The organism is Streptomyces sp. NPDC050732, from assembly GCF_040654255.1.
GTDB lineage: Bacteria > Actinomycetota > Actinomycetes > Streptomycetales > Streptomycetaceae > Streptomyces.
In genome coordinates, this window is the sequence record NZ_JBFAHP010000053.1 from 20,418 (window position 1) to 46,478 (window position 26,061).

Genomic DNA, 26,061 nt, shown 5'->3' on the forward strand with positions numbered 1-26,061 from the left:
CCGAAGAGTTCAGTGGCGCACGGAATAGTTCAGTGAGTAGTTCAGTGGCGCAGTGAACTGTTCAGTGTCATAGGTTACGCGGGTGACCGTCTCCGCCTCTATCGGTCTGCCCCGGCGCCTCCCTGTAGTGCCAGTTCCGTTGCCGGACGAATCCCTGCTGAGCTGGTTGGACCACTTGTCCACGGTGTACGGCGTCAATCGCACCATCGCGGCCCAAGCCTGTGGCGCCACGCGCTCACACGACAATGGTGTGAGAGTCTCGGCGTCCAGCGCGCAATCCGTCGTCTTCGGCATGGGCGACGATGACGTTCGTAGGATCAGGGCCGCTACCGGGCTTATGCCTGCGGCGGTGCGACGGATGACGTGGACGCGCTTCGCTGGCAGCGCTCTTCCGGAGAAGGTGCGAACCGCTGCGGGAGCGGACAACTACCGGACGGTCAAATCAAGTTGGATCGATCCCGGAGAACTCCGCTTTTGCCCGCAGTGCCTAGACGAGCGAGGCGGCCGGTGGCCTCTGGCGTGGTCCACTCCGTGGGTCTTCGCATGTCTGAGACACCAGTGCTACCTGCTGCCTGGCTGCCCTGTCTGCCGTAGGACCGTTCGTGCAGGAGAGATTGACCTTGCTAACGGCGCCTGCCGCGGCAGCGTGCGAGACCCGGTCCGAAGAGAGGTACGGCCGTGCGCGGTCCCGTATCGCGACATGGCGGCGCCACTCCTGCGAGATCCATTGCTCACCAACCTGCAAGAACGGCTCGACGGATACCTGGCCGATCTGGAGCCGTGCCCCGATACAACACGTGCTGACCTGTCCGACCTAGCGGCCATGGCTGACTTGGCGCTATTCCTGGCGACTCCGGATCACTTGAGCGGGGCCGACCTCGTGGTGCTGGAGCGCTTCGCGGCGTTCTCACGCAGGTACTCGGCTGCTTCGGGCAGGCTGATGCCAAGGAAGGACCGCGACGCCCCGGAGATGTTTGTTCGCACGGCATGTCTACGGGTCGCCGCGCAGGTCGTGTTCAGCAAGGACCCATGGAGTGCTGCTTTGGAGCTGGCGGATTTCGCGTCCCGCCCGCTCATACGGCCAGTTCGGCTGCTGCATCAATCGTGGATCAAGCGCCCGCCGCAGAACACGACGGCACGCCTGTCCCGGATTGTGAGTGCGGTGTGCGCGCCTACTTCGACAGGCGAAGGGAGAAAAGCGTCTACGGGTGTGGACCAAAGAGCACCAGGACAAACGCCTTGCTGAGCAAGGGAAGTGGCACCCGCAGTGGCTACTGACTAGCCAGGAGGGCGGCGGCCCGGCGGTCGAGTGCGCCCACTCCAGACACACTTCGGTAGCGGGTCAGGCGGACGCGCATGTCGGTGGCAGCGTCGCGGACGCGGACGGACTTAACTCCCTCGGCACAGTCGAGGAATTCGGACCACACGCTCAGTGCGCCGTCGAGGTCGCCTTGTTGGAGGTGGATCTCGCCGAGGTTTCCGAGCACGCTCGCACGGCTACGGCGGCGGTCCAAGCCGTGTACTTCCAGGGACTGGTGGAGTTGTTCACGGGCGCCGGTGAGGTCGCCCATCTTGGCCAGGATCATCCCCGAGGCGTGGGCCCACCGGCCGATGGTGAAGTGCGATGCCCACGATTGGCCTGGCGGTTCGGTGGCCGTGCGCTCGATAGCGGACTGGGAAGCGGCCAGGGCCTGGGTGGCCAGGCGGTGGTTGCCGTCCAGGGCGGCGGCCTCGGCGAAGGTCGACTCGTAGTAGGCGACCGCGCGCGAGTCGGCCAGGCCCTTGGAATGCTCGACGCATTTCTCCGCCAGTGCGAACGCCTCGGCGCGGTGGCGAGGGCCCAGGCCAATGGACTGGACCGTCATGCCCCGCAGAGCGGTCGCGGCGAGCTCGGGCTCATCAGCTTCGGCAGCCAGCCGGTAGGCATAGGCGTAGTAGTGCTTGGCCAGGGCCTGGGGGTCGTCGCCGTTGTCCTGGCCTTGTTCCTTGTCGCCCTCGTCCTGGTACATCCAGCCGATGAGGTGGGCGAGCTGGGAGGTGGCGGCCCACAGGTCGCGGCCGGTGGAGAGGGTGTAGCGGCCGTTGAGCCAGGGGCCGGCGTTGTCGGTGAGGTAGGCCTCGGCCAGGCGCCGGACGTGGCTGCCGCCGTACTCGGCGGCGGAGTCGCCGAGCGTCTTGACCATGGTCAAGATTGCGGAGACTTCTCCCTGCCCGACCCGGACCGCACCTGCGGGGGCGCTCTGGACGCGGCGGGTGATCGCCTCGGCGTCGGGGACGCCGAGGAGGGAGAGGGTGGCACCGCCGGATGCGGTCAAAAAGCTCCGTCGGTCCACTGCGTCACTCCTCCCAAGGGCCAGGACATCTGCCACGGTATCTGCGTGCGCCGGACCCGGCATGGTCATCTGCCGGGACGGGGTGACATCAAGATCTAAGACCTGGATCAAGTACGGCAGCCAGTAGTCGGGGTTACGCTCCCCGATCATCAGTTTCCGGGCGTACTGGCGGCTCATCCCCGTCGGGCCCCGCCCTTCGGCGATGCCCAGCTCACGGGCCAGTTTCGCCGGGCCCCAGCCGCGTTTGCCGCATGCCTGTCGGATCAGTTCGGCGATGGGCTGGACGCGTTCCACTCTCCGGTGCCCCTTCCATCTGGGGTTACGCGGGACTACGCGGGGTTACACCCTGCCACCTCCCCAGGGTCTCTGGCCGGTCGTTGACTGAACATCACCCCGGCCAAACTCCGGCCTCCCAGGCCAGGTTGGGGGTGATCCGTTGTTACCGCCACTAACGGAGACGACCATGACCGCAAGGCCAACACCCCATCTGCCTACCCAGGGACCCGGGTTGGGTACGGCGGCGCCGTTTCATCCCCGCACCGGCGAGCTAGCCGCTGACCGCCGCGAGGGCGGCCGCATCGGCGTCGTGGTGGCCCTGCCCGGCGGGGGCCGCACCGACTACCAGCTTCGTGCACCGGCCGGCGGCGAGGAATGGGCTGTCCCCGCCGACGGGAGCGCGCTCGCCCCCGTGCCGGCCAAGGCGACCTGCGCCACCCTCATGGAACACCTGGACGCCGTCTACGACGTGCGGGCGGGCCAGGGGTCCCTGCGGATTCTTATCCACTTCGAGGACGGCACCCAAACTGAGGCCGCTCTGATCCTCACCCCGGCCGACATGGAACGCCTGTACGCCCAAAGCGGCCGCATGCTCGGCGACTGTGACCAGCGCTGGGGCCAGAAGTGAGCGGCCAGGGTCACCACCGTGCCCGCCCGCAGCCGGGACGCGACCGGGACCTGGTCGCCGCGTTCATGGGCGTTATCGGGGTGGCCTGCACGGTCGCGGGCGTGGTCCTGCTCGGTGCGGCTGCCGAGACCGAGCTCAACGGCCAGGCCCCTGTGCCCGCCCTCTCCGAGCCGGACGCCGACGCCATGGCGCGGCCGTCGGCCCCCTGAGCCACCTCCGCGGCCGGTGCTCCACGACGCAGGCCGGCGGGGATGTCGCACCGCACAACCCAACAGGAAGGTGAATGATCATGGATCTCCTCCTCCATTCCGGCGGACAGCTCACCCGCTTCCGCGTCCTGACCGGCGAGGACGACGACCCCGGCCGCCGGGGTGCCAAGACGCCCATTGCCCTCTCCCAGTGCGCGCTGGCCTGCCCGGACATGGACAGCGTCACCCGTGCCATCGCCGCTCTGCGCTCCTCGGACGAGCAGCTCAAGGCCCGCCCCGAGTCGGAGAAGTTCTACGACTGGCAGAGCACCTACGTCGAGATCGACCCGCACCAGCCGCAGCAGGGCCGTGTCCTGTTCGGCGTCGCCTGGTACGACGAGGCGTTCTTCACGGCGAAGTCACAGGCGTTCGGCAACGACATGCACCAGCACATGTTCAAGGCCCTGGGCATCGACCCGGCCGCCGTGGACGTGACGCACTGGCGGCCGGTGGAACTCGCCGCCTGACCGCAAGCCCGAAGGCAGGGCCCGGCACCGCCGGGCCCTGCCCCTTGTGTCCGACCGCACCATGCGATGGAGGCTGAGCGTGGAAGAGATCGACCGGCAAGCCAAGCGGTGGGATCAGTGGGCCCCGCACTATGACGCGTTGTCCACCGGCCGTAACCCGCAGCACGACGCCAGCCGCCTGCGGCAGCTGGCCCCACCCGGCCCTGCTCTTGAACTGGGGTGCGGCACCGGCCTGGTGGCCATCGAGCTGGCCCGGCTCAGCACCGACGTCACGGGCCTGGACGCCTCTCCGAAGATGGTGGAGGCGTTCAACGCCAAAACGGGCGCTCTCCCGGCCCGTGCCCTGGTCGGCGACATGACACGGATCGACCTGGACCAGCGCTTCGCGCTGATCTTCGTGGTGGCCTCGACCCTGTTCACCCTCACCAGCCAGGAGGACCAGGTGGCGTGCTTCGAGGCCGCCGCCCGCCATCTGGCACCCGGCGGGGTGTTCGCCGTCGAGGCGCGTGTCTCGGACTGGCAGTCGGGCCAGGTGCAGGGCACGAGCGTGCGCGAGGTCGGCGACGAGCACGTGCGGTGGTCGGCGATGCAGCACGACCCGGTGACCCAGACCGTGCGCTCCCAGGAGGTCCTCACCACCCCTCAAGGGGTGACGATGCTCCCCCTGGTCATCCGCTATGCGTGGCCGTCCGAGCTGGACCTGATGGCCCGGCTCGCCGGGATGCGCCGCCAGGCCCAGTACGGCGACTGGCAGGGCGGCCCCTTCAAAGGTGACTCGACCCGGCACCTGACGCTCTACACTCTCGACCCTTCGGACGACCGCTGACGCACCAGCCGAACGGGATCTTGAGTGACTGCCTCCTCTTACACCACCGCACACCGTCTGATCGCTTCCGTGTGGGGGGAGGCGGCCAAGCCCGGCCCCGTCCTCGTCGCCGAGCGGCGCGGCACCTGCCTGTGGCGGGTGGAGACCGTACGCGGCCCGTACGCATTGAAGATCACCGTCCCCTGCACGGACCCGCAAGGGCATGTGGACTCCGAGCGGCTCGCCCTAGTCGAGGCCGAGATTCTGCTCGCCCTGGCCGCCGACGGCACCCTGACCGGCCTCTACGAGGCCCACGGCACCCTCGACGACGGCAAGGGCTCCTGGCTGGCACTGAAGTGGGTAGGCGGCGACGACGCCGAAACGGCCTTCGCCAAGCTCCGCCAGGCCCCCGATGCCGCCCAGGCCGCCTCATACGCGGCCGCCATGTGCAAGGCCGTCGCCGACCTCCACGCGGGCGGCTGGCGCCACGGCGACCTCCAAGAGGTCCACTTCATCCTCAACGACCACGGCGCCACACTGCTGGACTTCGCCATGGCCCACGCCCCCGACCGCCAGCCCGGCACCGGGCCCGTCGTCTACCGGGGCGCCTACGACTGGTTCATGTCCCCCGAGCTCGCCCATGCCCGCCTCACCACCACACCGGCCGACGACCTGCCCCTCACCACAGCTTCCGAGGTGTGGTCCCTGTGCGCGGTGATCTACGCCTGCTGGACCGGCACCTACCCGATCAGCACCCGCGACACCACACAGTCCACCCCCAAACTGCGCAAGGAACTCGCCCTGGGCCAGGTCAAGCCGTGGGCGCACACGCGTCCCTGGCCGTTCGCCGCGTTCGAGGACATCCTCACCTCGGGCCTCCAGACCGGTCCCGGCCGCCGTCCCTCCGCCCGTGTTCTCCAGCACGCCTTCGAGGCCCTGACCTCAGCGGATGGGTGACCTACACCGCTGCCCCCGGTTCGGCCCAGTTCGAGGCTGGGACGCTGAGAAGGATCAGCGCGTGACTTCATGCAGCCATCGCAGGTCACCGGACCCTTCGGCGGGCCCCCAGGGCGGTGGCACCCTCACCGTCCTGTCCATGAGGATCCCCTGGGAAAAGGCCACGCGTCGTTGCACGGATCAAGCAGGGATCGCGGCGGTCTCCGGCTCGGTCTGCGCCGTGTGGCCGGAAGCGAGATAGCGCTCGGCGTCCAGGGCGGCCGCTGCTCCAGTGCCTGCGGCGGTGATGGCCTGGCGGTAGGTGTGGTCGACGACGTCGCCAGCGGCGAAGACGCCGGGCAGGCTGGTGCGAGTCGTCGGGGCGGCGACGGTGATGTAGCCCTCGGCGTCCAGGTCGAGCTGGCTGGTGAACAGCTCGGTCCGCGGATCGTGGCCGATCGCGATGAACAGCCCTGTCACGTCCAGGTCGCGGGTGGCGCCGGTGAGGACGTCGCGCAGAACGACACCGCCGAGCATGCCGTTCGTCTCCTTGATCTCGGCGATCTCGCTGTCGAAGACAAAGGAGATCTTGTCGTTGGCGAAGGCCCGGTCCTGCATGACCTTCGAGGCACGCAGGGTGGAGCGGCGGTGGACGACGGTGACCGACTCGGCGAAGCGGGTGAGGAAGGTGGCTTCCTCCATGGCGGTGTCGCCGCCGCCGACCACGACGATGTCGCGGTTACGGAAGAAGAACCCGTCGCAGGTCGCACACCACGAGACGCCGCGGCCGGACAGCTCGTCTTCGTTGGGCAGACCGAGCTTGCGGTAGCCGGAGCCGGTCGCGATGATCACCGTCTTCGCCCGGTGGACGGTGCCCGCGGAGTCGGTGAGGAGCTTGATGTCGCCGGTCAGGTCCACTTCGACGACGTCGTCGTCAACCATCTCGGCGCCGAACTTCTCGGCCTGGGCCCGCATGTTCTCCATCAAGGCCGGGCCGTCGACCCCTTCGGGGAAGCCGGGGAAGTTCTCGACCTCCGTCGTGGTGGTCAGTGACCCGCCGACGAAGATGGAGCTGCCGAACAGCAAGGGTCTGAGCTGGGCGCGGGCGGTGTAGAGAGCGGCGGTGTAGCCGGCGGGGCCCGAGCCGATGATGACGACCTCGCGTATCCCGCTCACGCCGTCGCCCCCGGCTTTGCCGGGGCGATCTCGGCGATCAGGCCCTCGACGAGGGTCTTGATCTCGTCGCGGATCGGGCGCACGGCCGCCACGCCCTGACCGGCCGGGTCCTCCAGCTGCCAGTCCAGGTAGCGCTTGCCGGGGAAGACCGGGCAGGTGTCGCCGCAGCCCATGGTGATGCAGACATCCGACTCCTTCACCGCGTCGACGGTGAGGATCTTCGGTGTCTCCTGGGAGATATCGATGCCGACCTCGGCCATGGCTTCGACGGCGGCCGGGTTGACCTGGTCGCCGGGGGCGGAGCCGGCGGAGCGGACCTCGACGCGGTCACCGGCCAGGTGGGTCAGCCACGCTGCGGCCATCTGGGAGCGGCCGGCGTTGTGGACGCAGACGAACAGGACGGACGGCTTGTCGGCCATAGTGATCGTTCTCTCTCGTCGCATGGCGGAACCCAGCCGCCAATGACTTCAGCCCCCGCTGGTATCAGCGGGCGATGATGTGAGAGTATCAGTGCATGCTGACTTCAGTCGATCCTGACGTGATCCGGGTGCTGGGCGATCCGCTCCGCCTCCAGATCGTGACCCTGCTGGCGCGCGAGACGCTCTGCACGACCCACCTGGTCGAGGAGACCGGAGCCAAGCAGACCAACCTGTCCAACCACCTGAAGGTGCTGCGCGAGGCCGGGATCGTGGAGACCGAGCCCTGCGGCCGCTTCACCTACTACAAGCTCAAGCCCGAGGTCCTGACCGGCCTCTCCGAGCAGTTCGCCGACCTGGCCAACTCCGCCCGTACCGCCGCCGAAAACAAGAGGGCCTGCCCGTGACCTCCACCGAGCCCACCTCCGCCCCCGCTCCGGCCGGCGGTGGGGACGACTCGATCGTCAAGAAGCTCTCCACCCTCGACCGCTACCTCGCCGTGTGGATCCTCATCGCCATGGCTGTCGGCCTGGGCCTGGGGCGCGCGATCCCGGGATTGAATGACGCGCTGGCGAAGGTGGAGATCGGCGGGATCTCCCTGCCGATCGCGCTCGGCCTGCTGATCATGATGTATCCGGTCCTGGCGAAGGTCCGCTACGACAAGCTGGACGCCGTCACCGGCGACCGCAAGCTGATGATCTCCTCCCTGGTCATCAACTGGATCCTCGGACCCGCGGTCATGTTCGCCCTGGCGTGGATCTTCCTGCCGGACCTGCCCGAGTACCGCACCGGCCTGATCATCGTCGGCCTCGCCCGCTGCATCGCCATGGTGATCATCTGGAACGACCTCGCCTGCGGCGACCGCGAAGCCGCGGCCGTGCTGGTGGCCCTCAACTCCGTGTTCCAGGTCATCGCGTTCGGCCTGCTGGGCTGGTTCTACCTCGACCTGCTCCCCGGCTGGCTGGGCCTGGGCGACGGCGAGCACTTGGACATCTCCATGTGGGAGATCGCCCTGAACGTGGTCATCTTCCTGGGCGTCCCGCTGCTGGCCGGCTTCCTCACCCGCCGCGTCGGGGAGAAGAAGATGGGCCGCGAAGGCTACGAGCAGCGCTTCCTTCCGAAGATCGGCCCGTGGGCCCTCTACGGGCTGCTGTTCACGATCGTCATCCTCTTCGCCCTCCAGGGAAAGACCATCACCTCGCAGCCGCTGGACGTCGCCCGGATCGCGCTGCCGCTGCTGGTCTACTTCGCGATCATGTTCTTCGGCACCTTCCTCCTCGGCAAGGGTCTGGGCCTGGCCTACGACCGCACCACGACCCTGGCGTTCACGGCTGCGGGCAACAACTTCGAACTCGCCATCGCGGTCGCCATCGCCACCTTCGGCGTCACCTCCGGCCAGGCCCTCTCGGGCGTCGTCGGCCCGCTCATCGAAGTTCCCGTACTGATCGGTCTCGTCTACGTCGCGCTCGCCTGGCGAAGGAAGTTCGCCGCCGACGCGGTGACGACGTCCCCGTGACACAGCAGACGGATGTGGTGGTGGTCGGCGGCGGCCAAGCGGGGCTCGCCGCCGGCTACCACCTGCGCCGCCAGGGCGGTCTGGACTTCACCGTCCTGGACGCCGAGGCGGCGCCGGGCGGCTCCTGGCAGCACATGTGGGACTCGCTGCACCTGTTCTCCCCAGCGGAGCACTCCTCACTGCCCGGCCGCCTCATGCCCGCCCAGGCGGGCGAGACGTACCCGGATGCCGTGCACGTGGTGAACTACCTCACCGACTACGAAAAGCGCTACGGCCTGCCCGTCCAGCGCGGCACCCGGGTCGACGCCGTACGCCGCGACGCAGGCCGGCTGCTGATCGAGACGGATTCCGGCACCTGGCGCGCCCGCGCGGTCATCAGTGCCACCGGGACCTGGTCGCGGCCCTTCCTCCCCGCCGTCCCCGGCCGCGAAGAGTTCACCGGGCGGCAGCTGCACACCGTGAACTACCGCTGGCCGACCGACTTCGCCGGACAGCGCGTCATTGTCGTCGGCGGCGGCAATTCCGGGGCACAGATCGCCGCCGACCTCGCTCTGGATGGCCGCATCGAGGTGACGTGGGTGACCCAGCGCCCGCCTCGCTTCCTGCCCGACGACATCGACGGCCGCGCCCTGTTCGATGTCGCCACCGCCCGCCGCCGCGCCCTCGACGCCGGCCATACCGACACCGGCGGCGTGGGTTCGCTCGGCGACATCGTGGCCGTACCGCCCGTCCGCGCCGCTCGTGACGCCGGACTCCTGGCCGCGAGGCCGATGTTTGCCCGGCTCGCCGCCGACGGCGTCCGGTGGGCCGACGGCAGCGCGGTCGGCGCGGACGCGGTCATCTGGTGCACCGGCTTCCGCCCGGCCCTGTCCCACCTCGCTCCGCTGGATCTGCGCGGGCCGCGCGGCCGCATCCCCACCGACGGCACCCGTGTCCTCGGCGAGCCGCAGCTGCACCTGCTCGGCTACGGCGACTGGACCGGCCCGGCCTCGGCCACCCTCATCGGCGTCGGCCGCACCGCCCGCGACGCCGTTCGCGAAGTCACCGGCCTGCTCACGTAGGCGCCGGAGCGGCCACCTCGCTGCCACCGCCCGGTTCATCGGTTGCGTGCAGTTCCCCTTGTCAGGGTCACCAGCGACAATTCCTTCCGACAGCGCTGTGGGGCAGGGGGATGCGCGAGCATGCAGACAGATGACTTCTTCCGCGGCAGGCCCGATGAGCACCCGGACTGGCCCGACCACAGGCCGGGTGAATGGGTGTGCCAGCTGTGGGAGCTGGATGTCGAGCTGCTGGAGTCCCTGCGGTTCGGGCCCCTGCCCGCCCACCCGGACCTGGACGTAGCCGTAGCACTGACCCGGCTGCTGCACGAGGACTTCGTCGCCCGAGGCACACGCCACGACGAACGCATGAACGACGAGGAAGTCGTCCTTGCCGTCAAAGCGCACCGGGCGGTCCTCGAACGGTTGGGCCTTAAGCCGCCTCAGCTGCCGTTTCGCCATCACAGCGGCTTCTACGACTACTGGCGCAAGAACGACATGTCCGGGGGCGGCGGCTGGCAGGCACGCCGCGAGTGCATCGAAGAGCTGCTCGGGCCGACCCGGCAGGCCCTGGAGGACCAACAGGAGGCCGAGTACGAGCAGCGGTTCAAGAACGGCCCCCGTGGCACCTTCAAGAACCTCATCTTCGCGGCCGTCGGCCCGAAGCCGCAGATCGTGCTGCGGGACGCGGTGAGCAACGAGGTGGAGATCGTCCGGAACGCCGAGAACTGCCTCGTGTACAAGGAGCCGCTGCCGTTACAGGGCCTGACCTGGCGGCAGATGGTCACCTGGTGGCAGACGCACCACATGCCGGCCGCCGAGGAGCCGGAGGCCGCCGATGCCCTGTACCGGCGGCTGTACCGCTCCCTGGATTCCCTGCCGGAGCAGACGGTCCTGCGCACGTACTGCGCCCGCTACGCCGAACCGGACGGGTTCGACCTGCCCGCCCTCATCCCGCAGGTCTACCTGCACTACGACCCCTACACCCGCAAGAGCGGCGGACACAGCGGGGCCCTGCACCGCGAGCGCATGGACTTCCTGCTGCTGGCCCCCGACCGCTCCCGCATCGTGATCGAGGTCGACGGCGTCCACCATTACGGCACCAAGAACCCCACCGGACCGGACGGCCGCACCACCTACACGGCCTCGCCCCGGCTGTACTCGGAGATGGTCGCCGAGGACCGCCGCCTGCGGCTGGCGGGCTATGAGATCTACCGCTTCGGCGGCTGGGAGCTCACCCGGCCCGACAGCCCGCAGCTCGTCTCCGACTTCTTCGCCGAGCTCCTCACCCGTCACAAGAAGCCGACCCCGTAGCGAGGGCCGCACCGCTTCAGTAGCCGGCCGTGTCCATGGCCTCCAGGTACTCGATCTGCCAGTTCTCGTACTCACCGAGATGAGCCGAGTAGCCGCCCCACAGCAGGTGCGCGAGCTTGTGCAGCTCGTTCACCTGCTCGTAGAAGTTGACGTTCTGCTGCACGGGCCGGGCGGGAGTCCGGCCGGGGCCGTGGCCGACTACGGCGTACCGGTAGGTCTCCCCTGTCGCATCTTCGCTGTCCAACCAGTTCAGCTGGCTCCAGGACTCCGGATCGATGTGCTGTTCCACCTCGGGAAGGTCCAGCAGGGCCAGGTACCGGTTGAGGCAGTCCGCCAGTTTCCTGATGTTGTGCGTGCGCAGCCGCTTGTCCAACTGGCCGGGGCTGAGATCCTCTTCTCCCGTGTAGTCCGCGCGCAGCGCACATTGGGCAGCTTTGCGGATCAGCCACTTCAGCGACAGCTCGATGCTGTGCCGGTAGTTGTAGAGGATCGGCAGCGGCAGCAGGTCGTCCGGGCCCTGCTCGATCCAGTGGCGGGCGGAGGTCTCGGCCACTCGCAGATAGCCGCCCGCAAGGGCGAGATCGTCCTCACTGGCACCGCCCCAGACAGCGGTCTCGGCATTCGCCCACCGGGGCCGGGGCAGACTCAACTGGTCCTCTGCGTCCTCCATCCCGCCAGGATGGCAACCGCCCGCCTCGTCTACTACCGCTTTTGGCAACTGCCCGCCGTCACAGCGTCCCTGGGCGTCGCCGACGGGAGTCCGGGTGTGGTTATGCCGCAGCCGAGGCGCCTACCAGCAGTTGGCCCATGGCGGCGAGCACGGACGGCTCGACGCGGTAGTAGACCCAGGTGCCGCGCCGCTCGGAGGTGAGGAGCCCGGCTTCCTTGAGCTTCTTCAGGTGGTGGGAGACGGTGGGCTGGGAGACGCCGACGTCGGAGATGTCGCAGACGCACGCCTCGCCGCCCTCGTGCGAGGCCACGGCGGAGAACAGCCGCAACCGGACCGGGTCGCCGAGCGCCTTGAACATCTTCGCGGTCCGTTCCGCCTCCTCGGCGGTGAACGGCCGCTCGGTCAGCGGCGGGCAGCACGGCGCCGCGGTCTCCGGCTCCAGCAGCGGCAGCACCTTCGTATTCGACATGCATCTATGTTGACACATGTCGAATCAGTGGGCGAGGGGCGGCGCCGCTCGAAATTGCGGGCCGCCCCCTCGCCGGTCACTCCTCGGCCGTTACAGGCCTGCTGCGGCCGGGGCCTTGCGGACGTGTGCGGCCAGCGGCTCGATCACGTACTCGGCGTCCCGGCCGACGCCGCGCAGGGTGTTGGAGGCGAAGGACCGCTGGAACTCCAGGCCGAGGTAGACCAGCCCGGGACGGGTGACGGAGATGCCCCCCGCGTGCAGTGGCACCCCCTGGTCATCGAGTGCGCCGAGCTTGGCCAGGTAGTCGAGGTGGGGCCGGTATCCGGTGGCGAGCAGTACGACGTCGGCCTTCTCCCGGCTCCCGTCCGCCCATATGGCCTCATCGCCGTCCAGGGCGGTGAACATGGGACGCCGCTGAAGCCTCCCCGACTCCAAGGCGTCCCGGTACTCCCCGGTGTCGAGCACGAGGGTGCCGCCGACGTAGTGGATCAGCCAGTGCGGCGGCAGGTGGTCGAAGCCGGTGGCCGTCAGCCAGTGGGTCAGATCCTTGCCGTCGCGGATCTGCGGCAGGAAGGAGACCGGGGCGCGGGTGGCCAGGGTCACCGCGGCCACCTTGGCCAGTTCGTAGCCGACCTGGACGGCGGAGTTGCCGCCGCCCACCACCACGACCCGCTTGCCCGCATACCGCTCGGGGCTGCGGTAATCGGCGACATGCAGCACCTCGCCGGCGAAGCCCTGCTGACCCGGAAGGTCGGGCCGCAGCGGGTTGCCGAAGGCGCCGCTCGCGGCCACGATCCCGGCCGCACCCAGACGGCGACCGTCGGCGGTGTGCAGGATGAAGCCGGAGCCATCACTCTCCACGCTCTCGACGCGGGCGTGGGTACGGATCTCCGCATCCAGCCGGTCCGCGTAGCGGGTGAGGTAGTCCACGACCTCATCACGGTGCGGATAGCGGTCCCCGTCCCCGCCGAACTCCAGCCCCGGCAGGGCGCTGAACCCCGCGGGCGAGAACAGCGTGAGGCTGTCGTAGTAGCCAGGCCACGACCCGGTCGCCCGCCCGGACGCCTCCAGCACCACCGGCACCAGCCCCCGCTCACGCAGGACGTGGGCGGCGGCCAGCCCGGACTGCCCGCCCCCGATAACCGCGACATCGACGTACTCCATGAACCAGACCCCTCGATTCGACGAATGTCTATGTTGACGCCTATCGAAGCAGGTGGCATCCTGGCGGCGCAAGCCATCGACGGACGTCGAAACAGAGGAGTCGCCGTGAACGCGCCCATCACCGAGCTGCCTGTCGTGATCGTCGGGGCCGGCCCGACGGGCCTGGCCGCCGCCGCCCACCTCGCCGAACGCGGCCTTCAGCCGTTGGTCCTGGAGGCCGGAGCGTCCGCGGGCGCCGCGGTGCGCGAGTGGGCGCACGTGCGGCTGTTCTCCACCTGGGGCGAGGTCACCGACCCGGCCGCCGAGAAGCTCCTTGCCCCCACCGGCTGGACCAAGCCTGACCCGGCGACGTACCCGTCCGGCGGTGAGTGGGCCGAGCAGTACCTGCAGCCGCTCGCCGACGTCCTGGGCGAGCACGTCCGGTTCGGCGCCACTGTCACCGGCGTCTCCCGCACCGGCCGCGACCGCGTCGTCGACGCCGACCGCGAAACCCAGCCCTTCGTCGTGCACGTCACCACCACCGACGGCCGCGAGGAGCGCGTCTTCGCCCGCGCGGTCATCGACGCCTCTGGCACCTGGACCACCCCCAGCCCGGCCGGTGGCAGCGGCCTGCCCGCTCTCGGCGAGAAGGCGGCGAGCGACCGGATCACCTACCGCGTCCCCGACCTCAAGGACCCGGCAGTCCGCGCCCGGTATGCGGGCAAGCGCACCGCCGTCATCGGCTCTGGCGCCTCCGCCTTCACCGCCCTCGCCTACCTCGCCGACCTCGCCAAGGCCGACGACGGCGCGGGCACGAAGGGGGTGTGGGTCCTGCGCCGAGGTATCTCCGGCTCCACCTTTGGCGGCGGCGAGGCCGACCAGCTCCCCGCCCGCGGAGCGCTGGGCCTGGCGGCGAAGGCCGCCGTCGACGACGGCCACGCGGACGCGGTCACAGGCTTCCGCACCGAGGTGATCGAGCGGGCGGATGACGGCCGCCTGATCCTTGTCGGCGAGGACGGCCGCCGACTCGACGCAGTCGACGAGGTCATCGTCCTCACCGGCTTCCGCCCCGACCTCACCTTCCTCGATGAACTCCGCCTGGGCCTCGACGAGCGCCTCCAGGCGCCCGTCGAACTGGCCCCGCTGATCGACCCCAACCAGCACTCCTGCGGCACCGTCTACCCCCACGGCCACCGCGAACTCGCCCACCCAGAACAGGGCGTCTACCTGGTCGGGATGAAGTCCTACGGCCGCGCCCCGACCTTCCTCGCGATGACCGGCTACGAGCAGGTCCGCTCCGTCACCGCCGCCCTGGCCGGCGACCTCGAATCCGCCGACCGCGTCGAACTCACCCTGCCCGAGACCGGGGTGTGCGGCGGCGCCGGACTCTTCGACACCCCAGCCACCGACCAGTCCGACGGCGGCTGCTGCGCGCCCGCACCGCAGCTCCTCCCGCTTGCCGCCCCTGCCGTGGCCGGGGCGGCGGCCGACGAGGCTTCGGCGGGCGGCTGCTGCGGCTCGTAACCGACCTCATACCTCCACACGCGGGGCCGCGACCGGAACAGGGGACCGGTCGCGGCCCCGCGCCGCACTGTCGGCCCTCTGCGTCTCGCGGATCACCAGAGGCGGCGTCTTGCGACGACTTCTTCGCCCGCTACGTGCTACCGGCCACGACGAACGGGCCCTCCTGCTATCCCGGCCCTCTTGACGGGCTGCACGCACTGCCTGGGCACGTGCGGCACACCAGCTGAGCCGTCACGCGGATGTCACTCGTCGTCGTTGAACAGTTGGGAGACCTCGACGCCCAGGGTCCGGGCCAGGCCCGGCAGCCGGTCCACGGCAATGCTGGTCCGCCCGGCCTCCACCCCCGCATAGAAGGACCGGTTCAGCCCGGCCTGGGCGGCCGTGGCGGTCTGGGTCAGCCCGGCACGCTCCCGCAGCTCCCGCAGCCGCCGCCCGAAGACCGCGCGGCTGGCCGGGCTCGATGCGGTGCCCTTCGGGTTCTCCATGGTCACGAACTTAGCTCTCCCTCTATCGCTGTATGATATTTCATACAGGCGGGGGAGGGTGAAGTGGCAGCAGGAGTGCACGGTCGAGCAGAGCTGCCTGCCTCCCGGCCGTTCCTCTCGCGTCCCACCGCCGTCCCCCGTGTCCGCCGCCTGCCGGTGGTCCCCAAGCCGGTTTCCGGTGAGGCATTTGCGTCCTGGGTGGACCGTGTGGCGACCAAGCTGGGCATCCCTCCGGGGCAGGCTGCTCATGCCCTGGGGCTGGAGTGCCGAAAGGGGACATCCACCACGCGTCCGAAGTTCTTTGGCATCGCGCTCACCCCTGTCAGCGTCGGCGGCCTGCGGGAGGCGACCGGGCTGACGGCCCGTGAACTGCACCAGATGCAACTCGCCCGGTACGACCGGACCGCATTGGACCTGGCCGGCCTCGACCTGGCCCAGGAGGCGTCCCTGCGGGCCGTGGCCCACGAATGGATGCTGCTGACCTGGAGCCGGGCCTGCCCGTCCTGTCTGGCGGAAAGCCCGGTGTGGCCGCTGTGGTGGCGCCTCGGCATCGCCGCGGTATGCCCAGTTCACCGGTGCCTGCTCATCGACGTGTGCCCGGCGTGCGGAGTACGGCTGCTACGCGGAAGCGAGCGTCTTCCTCGCGGGTTGCTGACCCGCCCGCCGCTGCCCGAGCCGGGCGAGTGTGCCAACCGGCCCCCGCACGGCCCCAAAGGCCGTGCCGGCCTGTGCCGCCAGCCACTGGCCGCCATTCCCACCACCGCCGTCCCCGAGGCCCTGGTAGCCCTTCAACGACGCGCACTCGCCATCGCTGAAGGCTCGCCGGCCTCTCTGGTGGGCGAAGCCGTTCGCGGCGCCGACTGGTTCGCCGCCCTGCGCTATCTCACCGCCCTGGCCCGGCTCGCCGCCGATGCGGACGACTTCGCGCACCTACCCGGCTTCGTGGCCGAAGCATTCGGCCAGGACCAGCAGCGGCGTGCGAGCAGGCCGCGCGGAGGCGGTGGCAGCCAGCTGGGGGCAATGCCCGCAACTGCCGCCCAGGCACTGGCCGCGCTCGCACTCGCCTCCCCGGTGCTGGAGGCCCCCCATGTGGAATCCGGTGCCCGCCAGCTCGCTCCGTGGGCACAGCGCCTGACCGCGCTGCGGCGGGCCCTGGGGGGAACTGACCCACTGCGGCACATGCCCTGCCCTGCCGTCCTCGATCGCATGGCGGCCGCCGTCGGCCGGCGGCCCTCCCGCGTCGCCGGAGCCCTGACCGCCACGGAGCCATTGGCCCTCGAACCCCGGCACATCCCGCACCTGGCCGATCGGGATGACTACCAGTCGCTGATGACCGCCCATCTGCCCGGCACTGCCGAAGCCTCGGGGCGCCGCCTGACCGCACTCGCGCTCGCCCGCCTGGCCGGGGCAGCCAGTTGGACCGAGGCCGCCACCGTGCTCGGCATGGACGAACGCAAAGCCGCCCGCGCCGCCGACACCCTCGTCCAGCGGATCACCGACCCCGACGCCTTCTGGACAGCGGCCCGCACAGCGGCTGAACGCATGCAGGAGCGGGGCCTGACCAACTACGCAGCCCGCCGGGCCGCACTTTGTGACCTGCGCGAGATCCCCCACCGCGACCTGGCCCCGGTCTTCCACCCGCTGGGCCGCGACGTGACCTGGCAGAGCCAGCGGCACGCCGCCGCATGGGTGTGGCAGCACTTCACCAACGGCGACGTCCGCGAAGCACCCGCCTACGTCCTGGGCTGGGAGAACCGCGCAACCACCGAGTCGATACGCGAGGGCTGGCGGCGCTTTCACACCCGCCTGCCCGCCCCCGCCGCCGACGCCCTCACCATCTGGGGAAGGGCCCGCCTGACTCGGAAAGGAACCACATGACCCCGCCCCGGCCCCGCACCCTGCGCCCCATCCGCATGGCATCCCACCGGGCCCACATCCACTACCTCGACCCCGGCGGCACCGAACGCCTCATTCCTGCGAGCCGGGCCGCCTCGGTGGCCTTCGAGGACGCACAGCCCGCCCGGGAGATCCCCTCCTACGCGGGACAGCGGCACACCCCCGGCCACTACTGGGCGGCCACCACCGACCGCATGGTGGGCTACGAGTCCTACCTCGAATCGAAGTGGATGAAGCTGCTCGACTTCGACCCCGCGGTGCACGCATTCAGCGCCCAGCCCTTCACCATCGAGGCCCAAGACGCCCAGGGAGCCTGGGAGCACACCCCCGACCTCTTCGTCCGCCGACGCGACGGATCGGCGCTCTTGCTGGACGTGAAGGATGACAACCGCATGGGGGAGCCCAAGGTCGTGCACCAGGCCCGGCGGACCGCCGAGCTGTCTCAACAGCTCGGCTGGGACTACGACATGGTGGGCACACCCGATCCACTGCGCTGGGCCACTGTCTCCTGGCTCGCCGGCTACCGCCGCCCCCTGCGAGCCGGGAAGGCCCTGACCAGCCCCTTGCTGCAACTCGCCCAACACCCCGTGCCGATCGGTGAATTGGTGAGCTTCCAGCCCGTCCCCGAACTGGCACGTGCCGTGGTCTACCACCTGATGTGGCACCACCAGCTCACTTTTGACCAGACCCGCCCACTGCGCGATCACACCCGCGTCCAGGCCGCCCCCGCCCGGAGGAGCGCATGACCAGCCACCGCCTCGCCGTCACCGACTGGATCGAGTTCGAGGAAGAACGTCACCAAGTCGCCGGACTCAACGGGGCCACCGTACGGCTGCGCTCGGAGAACGGACGGATACAGACCATCATGCTCGCCGTCCTCCTCGCCGACGCCACCTTCCGTGCTGCCGCTGAGCCCCCGCCCGACACGACGGGGGATGCCGACCTCGGCAACATCGATCCGGCCGGGATCTTGGAGGGCCTGGACGACACTGCAAAGCAGGCCGCCCTGGAGATGGAGGGGCATCTGCTGGAGGCCATGACGGGGTACCGCTCCGGTGACCCGCTCAGCGCCAGGCCGGATGAACCCCGCCCGCTCTACGACCCCACCCGGCCCCAAGTCGCCCGCATCCAGGCCAAAGCCGAGGAACTGGGCGTGACGGAACGCTGGCTGTGGAAACTGTGGAAACGGCGCACGGAAAACGGCCTGTGGGGACTGGTGGACAAGCGCAAGGCCCGCATCCGCAACCCCCTGAAGAACCTCGACGCGCGCGTGATCCAGGCCATCCGGGACCAGGCAGCCGCTGAACGCGCCGACAGCTCCGCGACCATCGGCAACCGCTTCTACCGCCGCACCCAAAACCGCCTGGATACCGAACACGGCCCCGGCACCGTCCCACTGCCCGGCCGGGACACCTTCCGCCGCGCAGTCGCCTATCTGCTGGACATCAGCCCCTCCGCCCCCGCCTACCAGCGGGCCTCGGCCGCCAACCAGCCCGACCGGCCCTTCGGCAACGTGATCGCCACCCGCCCCGGCGAAGTCGTCATGCTCGACACCACCCCACTCGACGTCCTCGCCTACGACCCCGGCACCGCGACCACCATCCGCGTGGAACTCACCGTCGCCCTCGATGTGGCCACACGCTCCATCCTCGCCTGGCGGCTGACCCCCGAAGGCACCAAGGCCATCGACATCGGCCTGCTCCTAGCCGACGTCATGACGCCGGAGATCATGCGGCCCGACTGGTCCGACGCCCTGCGCTACCGCATGCTGCGCGTCCCCTACGAGCGTCTGCTGAGCGTGGACGACCGCCTGGCCGAAGCCGCCGCCCGGCCTGTGATCTACCCCGAGACGCTGCTGTACGACCACGGCAAGCCCTACAAGTCCGAGGTCGTCCAGCGTGCCTGCACCCGCTGGAAGATCGACCTCCAGGACGCCCGCAAGCTCCAGCCCACCGACAAGCCGCACGTGGAACGGCTCTTCAAGACCATCCGCGAACAGTTCGCCGAACACGTCGCCGGATACAAGGGCTTCAACGTCGCCCACCGCGGCCGCACCGTCGAGGCCCAAGCCCGCTGGACGATCGATGAGCTGACCGAGTTCTTCGCCGAATACGTCATCGCCGTCTACCAGCGCAAGCATCACCGCGGGCTCACCCTGCACGGGTTTCCGGACCTGCGCGTCTCCCCGAACGAGGCGTACACCATGGCGCTCGGCTCGGCCGGATACGTCGACTGCCCCCGCGAACCCAACGTGTACTTCGAACTGCTGCCGATCGCCCCGCGCGCCATCCACCCCTACGGCGTCGAACTGAACCACCTGACCTACAACGCGGACATCCTCTACCGCTACCGCAGGGCCAAGGCGCCGTATCCCGACGGCCTGTGGCCCATCCGCTACGACCCCCGAAACCTGCTGCACGCCTACTTCCTCGATCCCGCGGATGGCCGCTGGCACGTCCTGCGCTGGACCCACGCGCTCGGAGAACACCAGCCGTTCACGGACATCACCCTGCGGGAAGCCAAACGGCTCATCACTCTGCGCGGCCGTACCCCCGAGGACCAGGACGCGGTGGCCCAAGCCCTCACCGACCTGCAGAACCGCACAGACGCTCCCGAGACATGGACGCGCAGCGACCGCAAGCGCCACACCCGCGACGAACACCGCGGCACGGCGCAAAGCCGCGACATGCAACGCGGCGAAGCCCCCGTGGACAACCACCCGCCCTTGGCCGTCGTCCCCGACGCGCCGGAGGAGGACGAGGCGCCCAGCGAGTGGGGCGAGATCGATCTCAGCAAGGTCACGGCCGCAGAGGTCTGGGACCCCGACGCCCTCTAGGAGCCTCTCATGAGCATCTTCCGACACCCCGGCCTGGCCGAACCCCACACCAAGGAAGAGTGGCGGCGCTACCGCGACAACCGGCCGCCCGAGCGTCCCACCATGCCGCCGTACCAGGTCTATCTGAAGCTGTCGCAGGACGATAGGGACGACCTAAACGAGGACCGCGACATCTACCACAGCGCACTCGCGATCATCGACACCGAGCAGGTCAAGCGCCTGCACTACCTCATCAAGCGCAGGATGAAGGCCAATGCCGAGCGGCCTGCCGGAGCCAGAGCGGGCCTTGTCTTCGACGGGCCGCCGACTGTCGGCAAGTCCACCCTGGTCAAGCTCTTCGCCGCACGCCACGAGAACCGGTTGCGCCGCAAGTACCCGGAGAAGTTCCGGGAGGGCTACGAGGCCAACGGGATGCTCATCGACTACACCCCGGTCGTCTACCTCAGCATCCCGGCCCGAGCCACTCCCAAGGACCTGTCCGTCCTCCTGGCCGACTACCTCGGCATGGTGCAGCGCGGCCGCGGAACTCAGACGGACATCACCAACCATGTGCTGTCCGTCCTGGCGGACGTCGGCACCGAACTTGTGATCATTGACGACGTGCACTTCCTCGACCTGTCGGCGAAGGAAGGACGGGTGGTCAACGACCACTTGAAGTACATCGCCAACAAGACCGCAGCAACCTTCGTCTACACCGGAGTCGACCTCAAGAAGTCCGGGCTGTTCCTCGAAGGACAGGCCGCCTCACGCGCCACTCAGACCTCAGGGCGGTACACACACCACGCGGTCCGCAAGTTCGGCTGCACGACCGACAAGGACAAGCTGGAGTGGGCACAGACCGTCAAAGCCCTCGAAGACACCCTCGTGCTCTACCGGCACAAGCCCGGCCAGTTGGTGAAACTGTCGCAGTACCTCTACGACAGGACCGACGGCAGTATCTGCGCTCTGACCGACCTGCTTCGCGAATCCGCGATCGAAGCCGTCATGAGCGAAGAAGAAGCGGTCACACGCAAGCTCATGGACCGGGTCGAGATCAGCGAATACGCCCAGGCCACGTACCGGAACGTCGTCCGACAGCGCCGTAGGACGACACCGGTACGAACGAAGCCGGCGGCAAGCTGACGATGAGCACCGCGTCCCCGGTGCACCAGCGTTCGGTACGCCAGCCGTACGGCGGTGAGCCTGCTCCCGAGCACGCCGTAGAGGCACGCCGCCTTCAGGCAGTGCCTTCGACGGCGGAGACAGCGCGGCCCCCAGCGGTCAGCCAGCCCCGACGGATGCCTCGCGTGCCCGTCCCGGTGCCGGGAGAATCCTTCACCAGCTGGGTGGACGCCGTCGCTCGCGACAGCCGCTGCTATCCAAACCAACTGGTGGTCGACGCGTGGCGGCTCCGGAAATCGCGGACCGCTTCAATGGCCCGGCTGGACGCCGGCCTCACTGGCCGGGAACTGCAGCAGATCCACGCTGCCACCGGCATCCGCGCAGAGGTCCTGAACGGCATGCGCCTGGCTCGCTACACCGACCAGCCGCTACCGGCACTCGCTGATCTGCAAGACGAGTGGCATGCAGGCGCGCTCAGTTTCATCCGTGACCGTTTCCTCCTGCGCGATCACTCCCGCTGGTGCCCGCTATGCCTCAAAGAGAGCAACGGCCGCTGGTACCTGCGCTGGAAGAGCGCATGGTCGTACGCCTGCACTGACCACGAGGTATTTCTGTCTGCCGTCTGCCCCACATGCTACGAGCCCCAGGACTGGATCAGGGCTGGGCCAGCAGACAGGCGCCTCTTTTGCCCGGGGCGGCGCTTCCACGACTCCATTTCCGTGCGTCGGAGCAGTCGCTGCAGCCACCCGCTCACCGAAGTCCCGTCCACCCCGGTCACCGACCCTGTACTGCTCAGCATCCAGAAGTCGATCGACTACGGCTTCGAGGGCAGCCCGACCGTACAGCCTGGCGCCAGATCGGCACTGCGACTGTTCCTCTTCCCCCTGCTCGTCGATCTCATCCTCAAGTTCCGCTCACCGGACATGTTCCACGACGCGGACCCTGCCATTGCCAGTGCGAATGAGGAGGGCGCATCCCAGAGCCCATCTCTCAGCCAAGGCCCCACGGCCTACTACGACGTCGCTCACCCGTTACTGGTCGCAGGTGCCATACACCTCGGGTTCCGTCTCGTTACCGGGGAGAGTCGACACGCCGCGTCGGAACAGTTCGTCGAGCTTGCATACGGCAAGATCGTTAAGCACGGGCGGGCATGGGGGTCTGAACCCGAATACCTGCCATGGCACCAGAGACAGCTACTGCCTCCACGGCTGTCCGAGATGCTCATGGACCGGGGAGTCATCCGCGACAGCCTGTAGCCGATCTGCGCACTGAACTGATCAGTGCGCAGATTGACGATCTCAACTGCGCAGAAAAGAGTTCAGCCCCCAGGTAGAAACCTTGGGGGCTGAACTCTTTTCTCGCGTCCGACAGGCGGCTGCGGCACGGTCCACGCCAACGCCGCGTCGGACGTACCCGCCCGCCTGGAAGCCCTGGGGACGGCGGCGGGACTCGACCGAGCAGCCCTGCACAGCCAGTTGGCGGCCGCGCTGTCGGTGGTGATCCATCTCGTACGGGACCGGGCCGGCCGCCGCCGGATCGCCGAGGTGCACGTGCTGGAGCGAGCGGACTCCGGCCTGGTGGAAACCGTACCGGCACTGCGCTGGGGCGAGACGTCCTTCACCCACGAGCGGGGCTGGCGGCAACTGAACGCCCTGCTCACGGCCACAACTTGGGACGGAGCCCGATGAACACCTCGATGTGGGCATCCGCCCTCTGCGCCGGAGGCGCGGCCTGGCTGATCGGCCGCCGGAACCACGAAGCCCGACGCGCACACTCCCTCTTCGCGAGCGAGGTATCACACCCACCCCGACCCCGGCCCTGGCACCGCATCGTCGCGGCGGGGCGCGGCCGGGTGGGCCACGAATGGTGGTGCCTGGCAGCCGGGGCGGTGGTCTCGCTGCTGGGGGAGTCCGTGGTGCCGCTGGTCGTGGGCGCGGCAGGGGTGCCGGTCGCGGCACGCGTGCGGCGCGCCCGGGACGCGGGCCGGGAGCGGGAGCGCCGGGGCGAAGCGGTGATCGCACTGTGCGGTGAAATCGCGGGCGAGGTGCGGGCCGGACGGCAGCCGGGGGAGTCACTGCGACTGGCCCTGGACGGATCCGACGCGGGCGTGGGATCCGGCGCCGCCCGAAGTGCGGTGCTTGCGGCGGCGCAGTTCGGCGGAGATGTGCCGGAGGCCCTGCGACAGGCTGCGAAAGAGCCGGGCGCCGACGGCCTGCTGGGGCTCGCGGCGTGCTGGCGGGTGGCGGTGGACCGCGGTGCGGGACTCGCCGCCGGACTGGAGCGGCTGGAGGCCGCACTGCGCGCCGAGCGCGACCAACGCTCCGACCTGCGCGCCCAGTTGGCGGGCGCCAGATCGACAGCCGTCATGCTCGCCGGCCTGCCGGTGCTGGGCCTGCTGATGGGCAGCGCACTCGGGGCGGAGCCGCTGCGGGTGCTGCTCCACACGGGCGCGGGGCTGGCGTGTCTGGCGGCGGGCGGAGTGCTGGAGTGCGCCGGGGTGTGGTGGGCGCTGCGCATCGTACGAGGGGCGGAGGACCGATGAACGTTTTCCACAGGCTGGGGGTGACCGTGTGGGAAATCGCGGCCGTGCTCTGGCTCGCGCTGACAGCGCTGGCGGCGCGACGCGAGAGAACGCTTCGCCGCAGAGCGGCAAAGGCCTTGAACATACAGAAAGAGCGGCCTGCGCCCAGCCGAGCGCCACGAACACCCGGATCCCGCGAGTGGCTCCTCCTGGCAGGCACGGCGAGCGCTGCCTACGCCTTGGTGGGCGGATGGCCGGGCCTGCTGGCCGGAGCAGCCGCCGGCTATGCGGTCCGGCGGCACCGCCAACGAAAGCGAGCCGCCACACAGACCCTGGACGGCACCCTCGCGCCGCCGCCGGAATCAGCACGACAACTCCCCTTGGCGGCCGACCTCCTGGCGGCCTGTGTCGCAGCGGGGGCGAGCCCGGTATCGGCGGCTCAGGCGGTCGGGGAATCCCTGCAGGGCCCGGTCGGCGCGCGACTGGCACGCGGCGCGGCGGAGGTGAGGCTGGGCAGCGAACCAGCGCACGCCTGGCGGCACTTGGCCGCCATACCCAGCGCCGCGCCACTGGCCCGACTCCTGGAGCGGGCGGGCGACTCCGGAGCACCGGCAGCGGACCCGGTGGCCCGCCTGGCCACGGACATCAGGGCGGAACGGGCCAGGACGGCGACGGCCGGAGCGCGACGAGCAGCGGTCCTGATGACGGCACCGGTGGGCCTGTGCTTCTTGCCGGCCTTTGTGGCGATCGGAGTACTGCCGGTGGTGATCGGACTGGCGGAGGGGCTGCTGAGCGCGGGCTGAGTGCACGAGGTGAGGCGCACGACACCTGACGCCTGAAGCCGACCCACCGGCACCGAACAACTGACGACTGGCACCGAACAACCAACGCGATACGCAAGGAGCTTGGCAATGCGGGAACAACTGATCCAGGGACGGACACCGACGCGCCGCCGGGGCCGACGCAGCCGACGGCTGAGCAGGGACGCAGGGATGGTCACGTCCGAGTACGCGATGGGACTGATCGCGGCGGTGGGCTTCGCCGGTCTGCTCTACAAGGTGGTGACGAGCGGGCAGGTCAAAGCGGCACTGCAGGCAGTCGTGGAGAAGGCGCTCGATGTTCCGTTCTGACGCCGGGAAGCCCTGGCGGAGGTTCAGGGACCGGGGATTCGTGACGGCTGAGGCGGCGGTGGTGCTGCCGACGCTGGTGCTGTTCACCATGGCGCTGATCTGGACTCTGCTGGCGGCGTCCGCACAGATCCAGTGTGTGGACGCGGCCCGGGCCGGAGCCCGCGCCGCGGCCCGACAGGACCCCGACGGCGCCGTCACAGCGGCGGCACGGCAGGCGGCGCCGCGCGGGGCGAGCGTGTCCGTGCGACGCGAGGGCGACCTGGTGCGGGTCGAGGTGGTGGCGGACGCGCCGGGCCCACGGGTGCTGGGTCTGGGCCTGCGTCTGCGCTCGGAGGCGGCGGCGTTGGCGGAGGAGACGGTGGGGGTGGGCGGATGAAATCCGGAAGGTGGCGCGGCGCGGGCCGGGACCGAGGGACCGCCACCGTGTGGGTGGTCGTCGTGATGGCCGTCCTCGGCGTGATCTGCGGCGCCGTGCTCGCCATGGCACAGGCCGTCGCGGTCCGGCACCGGGCGGGCGGCGCGGCGGACCTGGCGGCGCTCGCCGCGGCGGAACGGTGGGCGGCGGGCTCCGCAGGGGCGTGCGCGGGGGCCGTCCGGGTGGCCGAGGCGCAGGGGGCGCGGGTTGTGCGGTGCGTGCTGCGGGGCGAGACCTCCGAGGTCACGGCTTCCTCTTCGGCCGGCCCCTTCTCCGCCACGGTCAGATCCCGGGCAGGCCCGGCCACAACGCTCCCTCCCCCACACCTCCACGCCCTCCACCCACCCGGCCCCGCCCCGCCGGGCCAGGAACGCCGAGCCCGCCGCTCCGCGACGGATGCTTCCCACCCACCCACCCGTTTGCCCCGCGACGTCCAGCGGGGGTAAGGGCGGGCAGGTGGGGTCTGGCCCGTCCGCCCGCGGGGGTAAGGACGGGCAGGTGGGCTCTGCCCCGCGACGCTCCGCAGGAGCAAGGGCGGGGCGATCGGGGCCTACGCCTGCGATCCGATGCACTCCGCGGGGTTGCGCACCGTGCCCCACCGGCCGGGCAGCCGCGAGTGCGCCGGAGGGGACGTGGGGGTATGTGCGAACGGAGCACCGAGCACACTCTGGCGCCTTTGGACTTGAGGCGTGGCGCAGGGATAGCGAGTACGCACATAC

General features: G+C 69.8%; 27 protein-coding genes and 2 pseudogenes. 22 read left to right on the plus strand and 7 right to left on the minus strand.

Annotation, left to right across the window (positions count from 1 at the left end):
- The first annotated feature begins 127 nt into the window (after positions 1–127).
- Positions 128–1,246: a TniQ family protein gene (locus AB0H82_RS33880; RefSeq protein WP_362999382.1), complete on the plus strand. Its 1,119-nt coding sequence runs from the start codon at positions 128–130 to the stop codon at positions 1,244–1,246.
- Positions 1,247–1,271: 25 nt separating this feature from the next.
- On the opposite strand, the gene AB0H82_RS33885 is transcribed toward AB0H82_RS33880, so the two are convergent.
- Positions 1,272–2,333, minus strand: coding sequence for a tetratricopeptide repeat protein (locus AB0H82_RS33885; protein WP_362999356.1), 1,062 nt, complete (start codon positions 2,331–2,333; stop codon positions 1,272–1,274).
- Between the two features lie 463 nt (positions 2,334–2,796).
- On the opposite strand from AB0H82_RS33885, the gene AB0H82_RS33890 reads away from it, so the two are divergent.
- The 5 genes from AB0H82_RS33890 to AB0H82_RS33910 all read left to right on the plus strand — a co-directional run bounded on the left by AB0H82_RS33890 (position 2,797) and on the right by AB0H82_RS33910 (position 5,714).
- Positions 2,797–3,237, plus strand: coding sequence for a hypothetical protein (locus AB0H82_RS33890; protein ID WP_362999357.1), 441 nt, complete (start codon positions 2,797–2,799; stop codon positions 3,235–3,237).
- Positions 3,234–3,446 (plus strand): hypothetical protein, encoded by a 213-nt coding sequence (locus AB0H82_RS33895; RefSeq protein ID WP_362999358.1) that lies wholly within the window; start codon positions 3,234–3,236, stop codon positions 3,444–3,446. Before AB0H82_RS33890 ends, AB0H82_RS33895 begins: the two co-directional genes overlap by 4 nt.
- Positions 3,447–3,526: 80 nt before the next feature.
- A complete protein-coding gene (locus AB0H82_RS33900) occupies positions 3,527–3,952 on the plus strand; it encodes a hypothetical protein (protein WP_362999359.1) in 426 nt (141 codons plus the stop codon).
- 79 nt (positions 3,953–4,031) lie between these two features.
- Complete coding sequence (locus tag AB0H82_RS33905; protein WP_362999360.1) at positions 4,032–4,778, plus strand: class I SAM-dependent methyltransferase; 747 nt, start codon at positions 4,032–4,034, stop codon at positions 4,776–4,778.
- A 24-nt stretch (positions 4,779–4,802) separates the two neighbouring features.
- Positions 4,803–5,714 carry a serine/threonine-protein kinase gene (locus AB0H82_RS33910; protein ID WP_362999361.1) on the plus strand — a complete coding sequence of 304 codons (912 nt, stop codon included), beginning with the start codon at positions 4,803–4,805 and terminating at the stop codon, positions 5,712–5,714.
- Between the two features lie 180 nt (positions 5,715–5,894).
- Here the strand turns inward: AB0H82_RS33910 and trxB are convergent, their stop codons facing one another.
- A complete protein-coding gene (gene trxB / locus AB0H82_RS33915; RefSeq protein ID WP_362999362.1) occupies positions 5,895–6,869 on the minus strand; it encodes a thioredoxin-disulfide reductase in 975 nt (324 codons plus the stop codon).
- Positions 6,866–7,288 carry an arsenate reductase ArsC gene (locus tag AB0H82_RS33920; protein WP_362999363.1) on the minus strand — a complete coding sequence of 141 codons (423 nt, stop codon included), beginning with the start codon at positions 7,286–7,288 and terminating at the stop codon, positions 6,866–6,868. The genes trxB and AB0H82_RS33920 overlap by 4 nt, the downstream gene beginning before the upstream one ends.
- Positions 7,289–7,383: 95 nt before the next feature.
- On the opposite strand from AB0H82_RS33920, the gene AB0H82_RS33925 reads away from it, so the two are divergent.
- The 4 genes from AB0H82_RS33925 to AB0H82_RS33940 all read left to right on the plus strand — a co-directional run bounded on the left by AB0H82_RS33925 (position 7,384) and on the right by AB0H82_RS33940 (position 11,152).
- On the plus strand, positions 7,384–7,692 hold the full coding sequence (locus AB0H82_RS33925; RefSeq protein ID WP_362999364.1) for a metalloregulator ArsR/SmtB family transcription factor: 309 nt from the start codon (positions 7,384–7,386) through the stop codon (positions 7,690–7,692).
- Positions 7,689–8,801, plus strand: a complete 1,113-nt coding sequence (gene arsB / locus AB0H82_RS33930) for an ACR3 family arsenite efflux transporter (RefSeq protein WP_362999365.1) — start codon at positions 7,689–7,691, stop codon at positions 8,799–8,801. Before AB0H82_RS33925 ends, arsB begins: the two co-directional genes overlap by 4 nt.
- Entirely contained in the window at positions 8,798–9,862 is a 1,065-nt protein-coding gene (locus AB0H82_RS33935; protein ID WP_362999366.1) for an ArsO family NAD(P)H-dependent flavin-containing monooxygenase, read from the plus strand. The genes arsB and AB0H82_RS33935 overlap by 4 nt, the downstream gene beginning before the upstream one ends.
- Before the next feature lie 120 nt (positions 9,863–9,982).
- Positions 9,983–11,152, plus strand: coding sequence for a hypothetical protein (locus AB0H82_RS33940; protein WP_362999367.1), 1,170 nt, complete (start codon positions 9,983–9,985; stop codon positions 11,150–11,152).
- 16 nt (positions 11,153–11,168) lie between these two features.
- Here AB0H82_RS33940 and AB0H82_RS33945 read toward each other — a convergent pair whose 3' ends face one another.
- The 3 genes from AB0H82_RS33945 to AB0H82_RS33955 all read right to left on the minus strand — a co-directional run bounded on the left by AB0H82_RS33945 (position 11,169) and on the right by AB0H82_RS33955 (position 13,455).
- Positions 11,169–11,822: a hypothetical protein gene (locus AB0H82_RS33945; RefSeq protein WP_362999368.1), complete on the minus strand. Its 654-nt coding sequence runs from the start codon at positions 11,820–11,822 to the stop codon at positions 11,169–11,171.
- Between the two features lie 100 nt (positions 11,823–11,922).
- A complete protein-coding gene (locus tag AB0H82_RS33950; RefSeq protein ID WP_362999369.1) occupies positions 11,923–12,291 on the minus strand; it encodes a metalloregulator ArsR/SmtB family transcription factor in 369 nt (122 codons plus the stop codon).
- Positions 12,292–12,381: 90 nt separating this feature from the next.
- Positions 12,382–13,455, minus strand: a complete 1,074-nt coding sequence (locus AB0H82_RS33955; protein ID WP_362999370.1) for an NAD(P)/FAD-dependent oxidoreductase — start codon at positions 13,453–13,455, stop codon at positions 12,382–12,384.
- 105 nt (positions 13,456–13,560) lie between these two features.
- On the opposite strand from AB0H82_RS33955, the gene AB0H82_RS33960 reads away from it, so the two are divergent.
- Complete coding sequence (locus AB0H82_RS33960; RefSeq protein WP_362999371.1) at positions 13,561–14,958, plus strand: FAD-dependent oxidoreductase; 1,398 nt, start codon at positions 13,561–13,563, stop codon at positions 14,956–14,958.
- 242 nt (positions 14,959–15,200) lie between these two features.
- On the opposite strand, the gene AB0H82_RS33965 is transcribed toward AB0H82_RS33960, so the two are convergent.
- On the minus strand, positions 15,201–15,443 hold the full coding sequence (locus AB0H82_RS33965) for a helix-turn-helix transcriptional regulator (RefSeq protein WP_362999372.1): 243 nt from the start codon (positions 15,441–15,443) through the stop codon (positions 15,201–15,203).
- A 156-nt stretch (positions 15,444–15,599) separates the two neighbouring features.
- On the opposite strand from AB0H82_RS33965, the gene AB0H82_RS33970 reads away from it, so the two are divergent.
- The 11 genes and pseudogenes from AB0H82_RS33970 to AB0H82_RS34020 all read left to right on the plus strand — a co-directional run.
- Complete coding sequence (locus AB0H82_RS33970) at positions 15,600–17,321, plus strand: TniQ family protein (RefSeq protein WP_362999383.1); 1,722 nt, start codon at positions 15,600–15,602, stop codon at positions 17,319–17,321.
- Positions 17,318–18,085 (plus strand): TnsA-like heteromeric transposase endonuclease subunit, encoded by a 768-nt coding sequence (locus AB0H82_RS33975; RefSeq protein ID WP_362999373.1) that lies wholly within the window; start codon positions 17,318–17,320, stop codon positions 18,083–18,085. Before AB0H82_RS33970 ends, AB0H82_RS33975 begins: the two co-directional genes overlap by 4 nt.
- Positions 18,082–20,175: a Mu transposase C-terminal domain-containing protein gene (locus AB0H82_RS33980; RefSeq protein ID WP_362999374.1), complete on the plus strand. Its 2,094-nt coding sequence runs from the start codon at positions 18,082–18,084 to the stop codon at positions 20,173–20,175. The genes AB0H82_RS33975 and AB0H82_RS33980 overlap by 4 nt, the downstream gene beginning before the upstream one ends.
- A gap of 9 nt (positions 20,176–20,184) precedes the next feature.
- Positions 20,185–21,297: a TniB family NTP-binding protein gene (locus AB0H82_RS33985; protein WP_362999375.1), complete on the plus strand. Its 1,113-nt coding sequence runs from the start codon at positions 20,185–20,187 to the stop codon at positions 21,295–21,297.
- Between the two features lie 164 nt (positions 21,298–21,461).
- Entirely contained in the window at positions 21,462–22,532 is a 1,071-nt protein-coding gene (locus AB0H82_RS33990) for a TniQ family protein (protein ID WP_362999376.1), read from the plus strand.
- 114 nt (positions 22,533–22,646) lie between these two features.
- Positions 22,647–22,964, plus strand: a pseudogene (locus AB0H82_RS33995) (ATPase, T2SS/T4P/T4SS family); the annotation flags it as partial.
- Positions 22,961–23,818, plus strand: coding sequence for a type II secretion system F family protein (locus tag AB0H82_RS34000; RefSeq protein WP_362999377.1), 858 nt, complete (start codon positions 22,961–22,963; stop codon positions 23,816–23,818). The pseudogene AB0H82_RS33995 and the gene AB0H82_RS34000, both read left to right, overlap by 4 nt.
- A gap of 221 nt (positions 23,819–24,039) precedes the next feature.
- The gene (locus AB0H82_RS34005; RefSeq protein ID WP_362999378.1) at positions 24,040–24,600 is read left to right on the plus strand and encodes a type II secretion system F family protein; all 561 of its coding nucleotides are present in this window, start codon (positions 24,040–24,042) and stop codon (positions 24,598–24,600) included.
- 108 nt (positions 24,601–24,708) lie between these two features.
- The gene (locus tag AB0H82_RS34010; protein WP_362999379.1) at positions 24,709–24,927 is read left to right on the plus strand and encodes a DUF4244 domain-containing protein; all 219 of its coding nucleotides are present in this window, start codon (positions 24,709–24,711) and stop codon (positions 24,925–24,927) included.
- The gene (locus AB0H82_RS34015) at positions 24,914–25,303 is read left to right on the plus strand and encodes a TadE family type IV pilus minor pilin (protein WP_362999380.1); all 390 of its coding nucleotides are present in this window, start codon (positions 24,914–24,916) and stop codon (positions 25,301–25,303) included. Before AB0H82_RS34010 ends, AB0H82_RS34015 begins: the two co-directional genes overlap by 14 nt.
- Positions 25,300–25,644 (plus strand): annotated as a pseudogene (locus AB0H82_RS34020) (Rv3654c family TadE-like protein); the annotation flags it as partial. The gene AB0H82_RS34015 and the pseudogene AB0H82_RS34020, both read left to right, overlap by 4 nt.
- Positions 25,645–26,061: the final 417 nt, after the last annotated feature.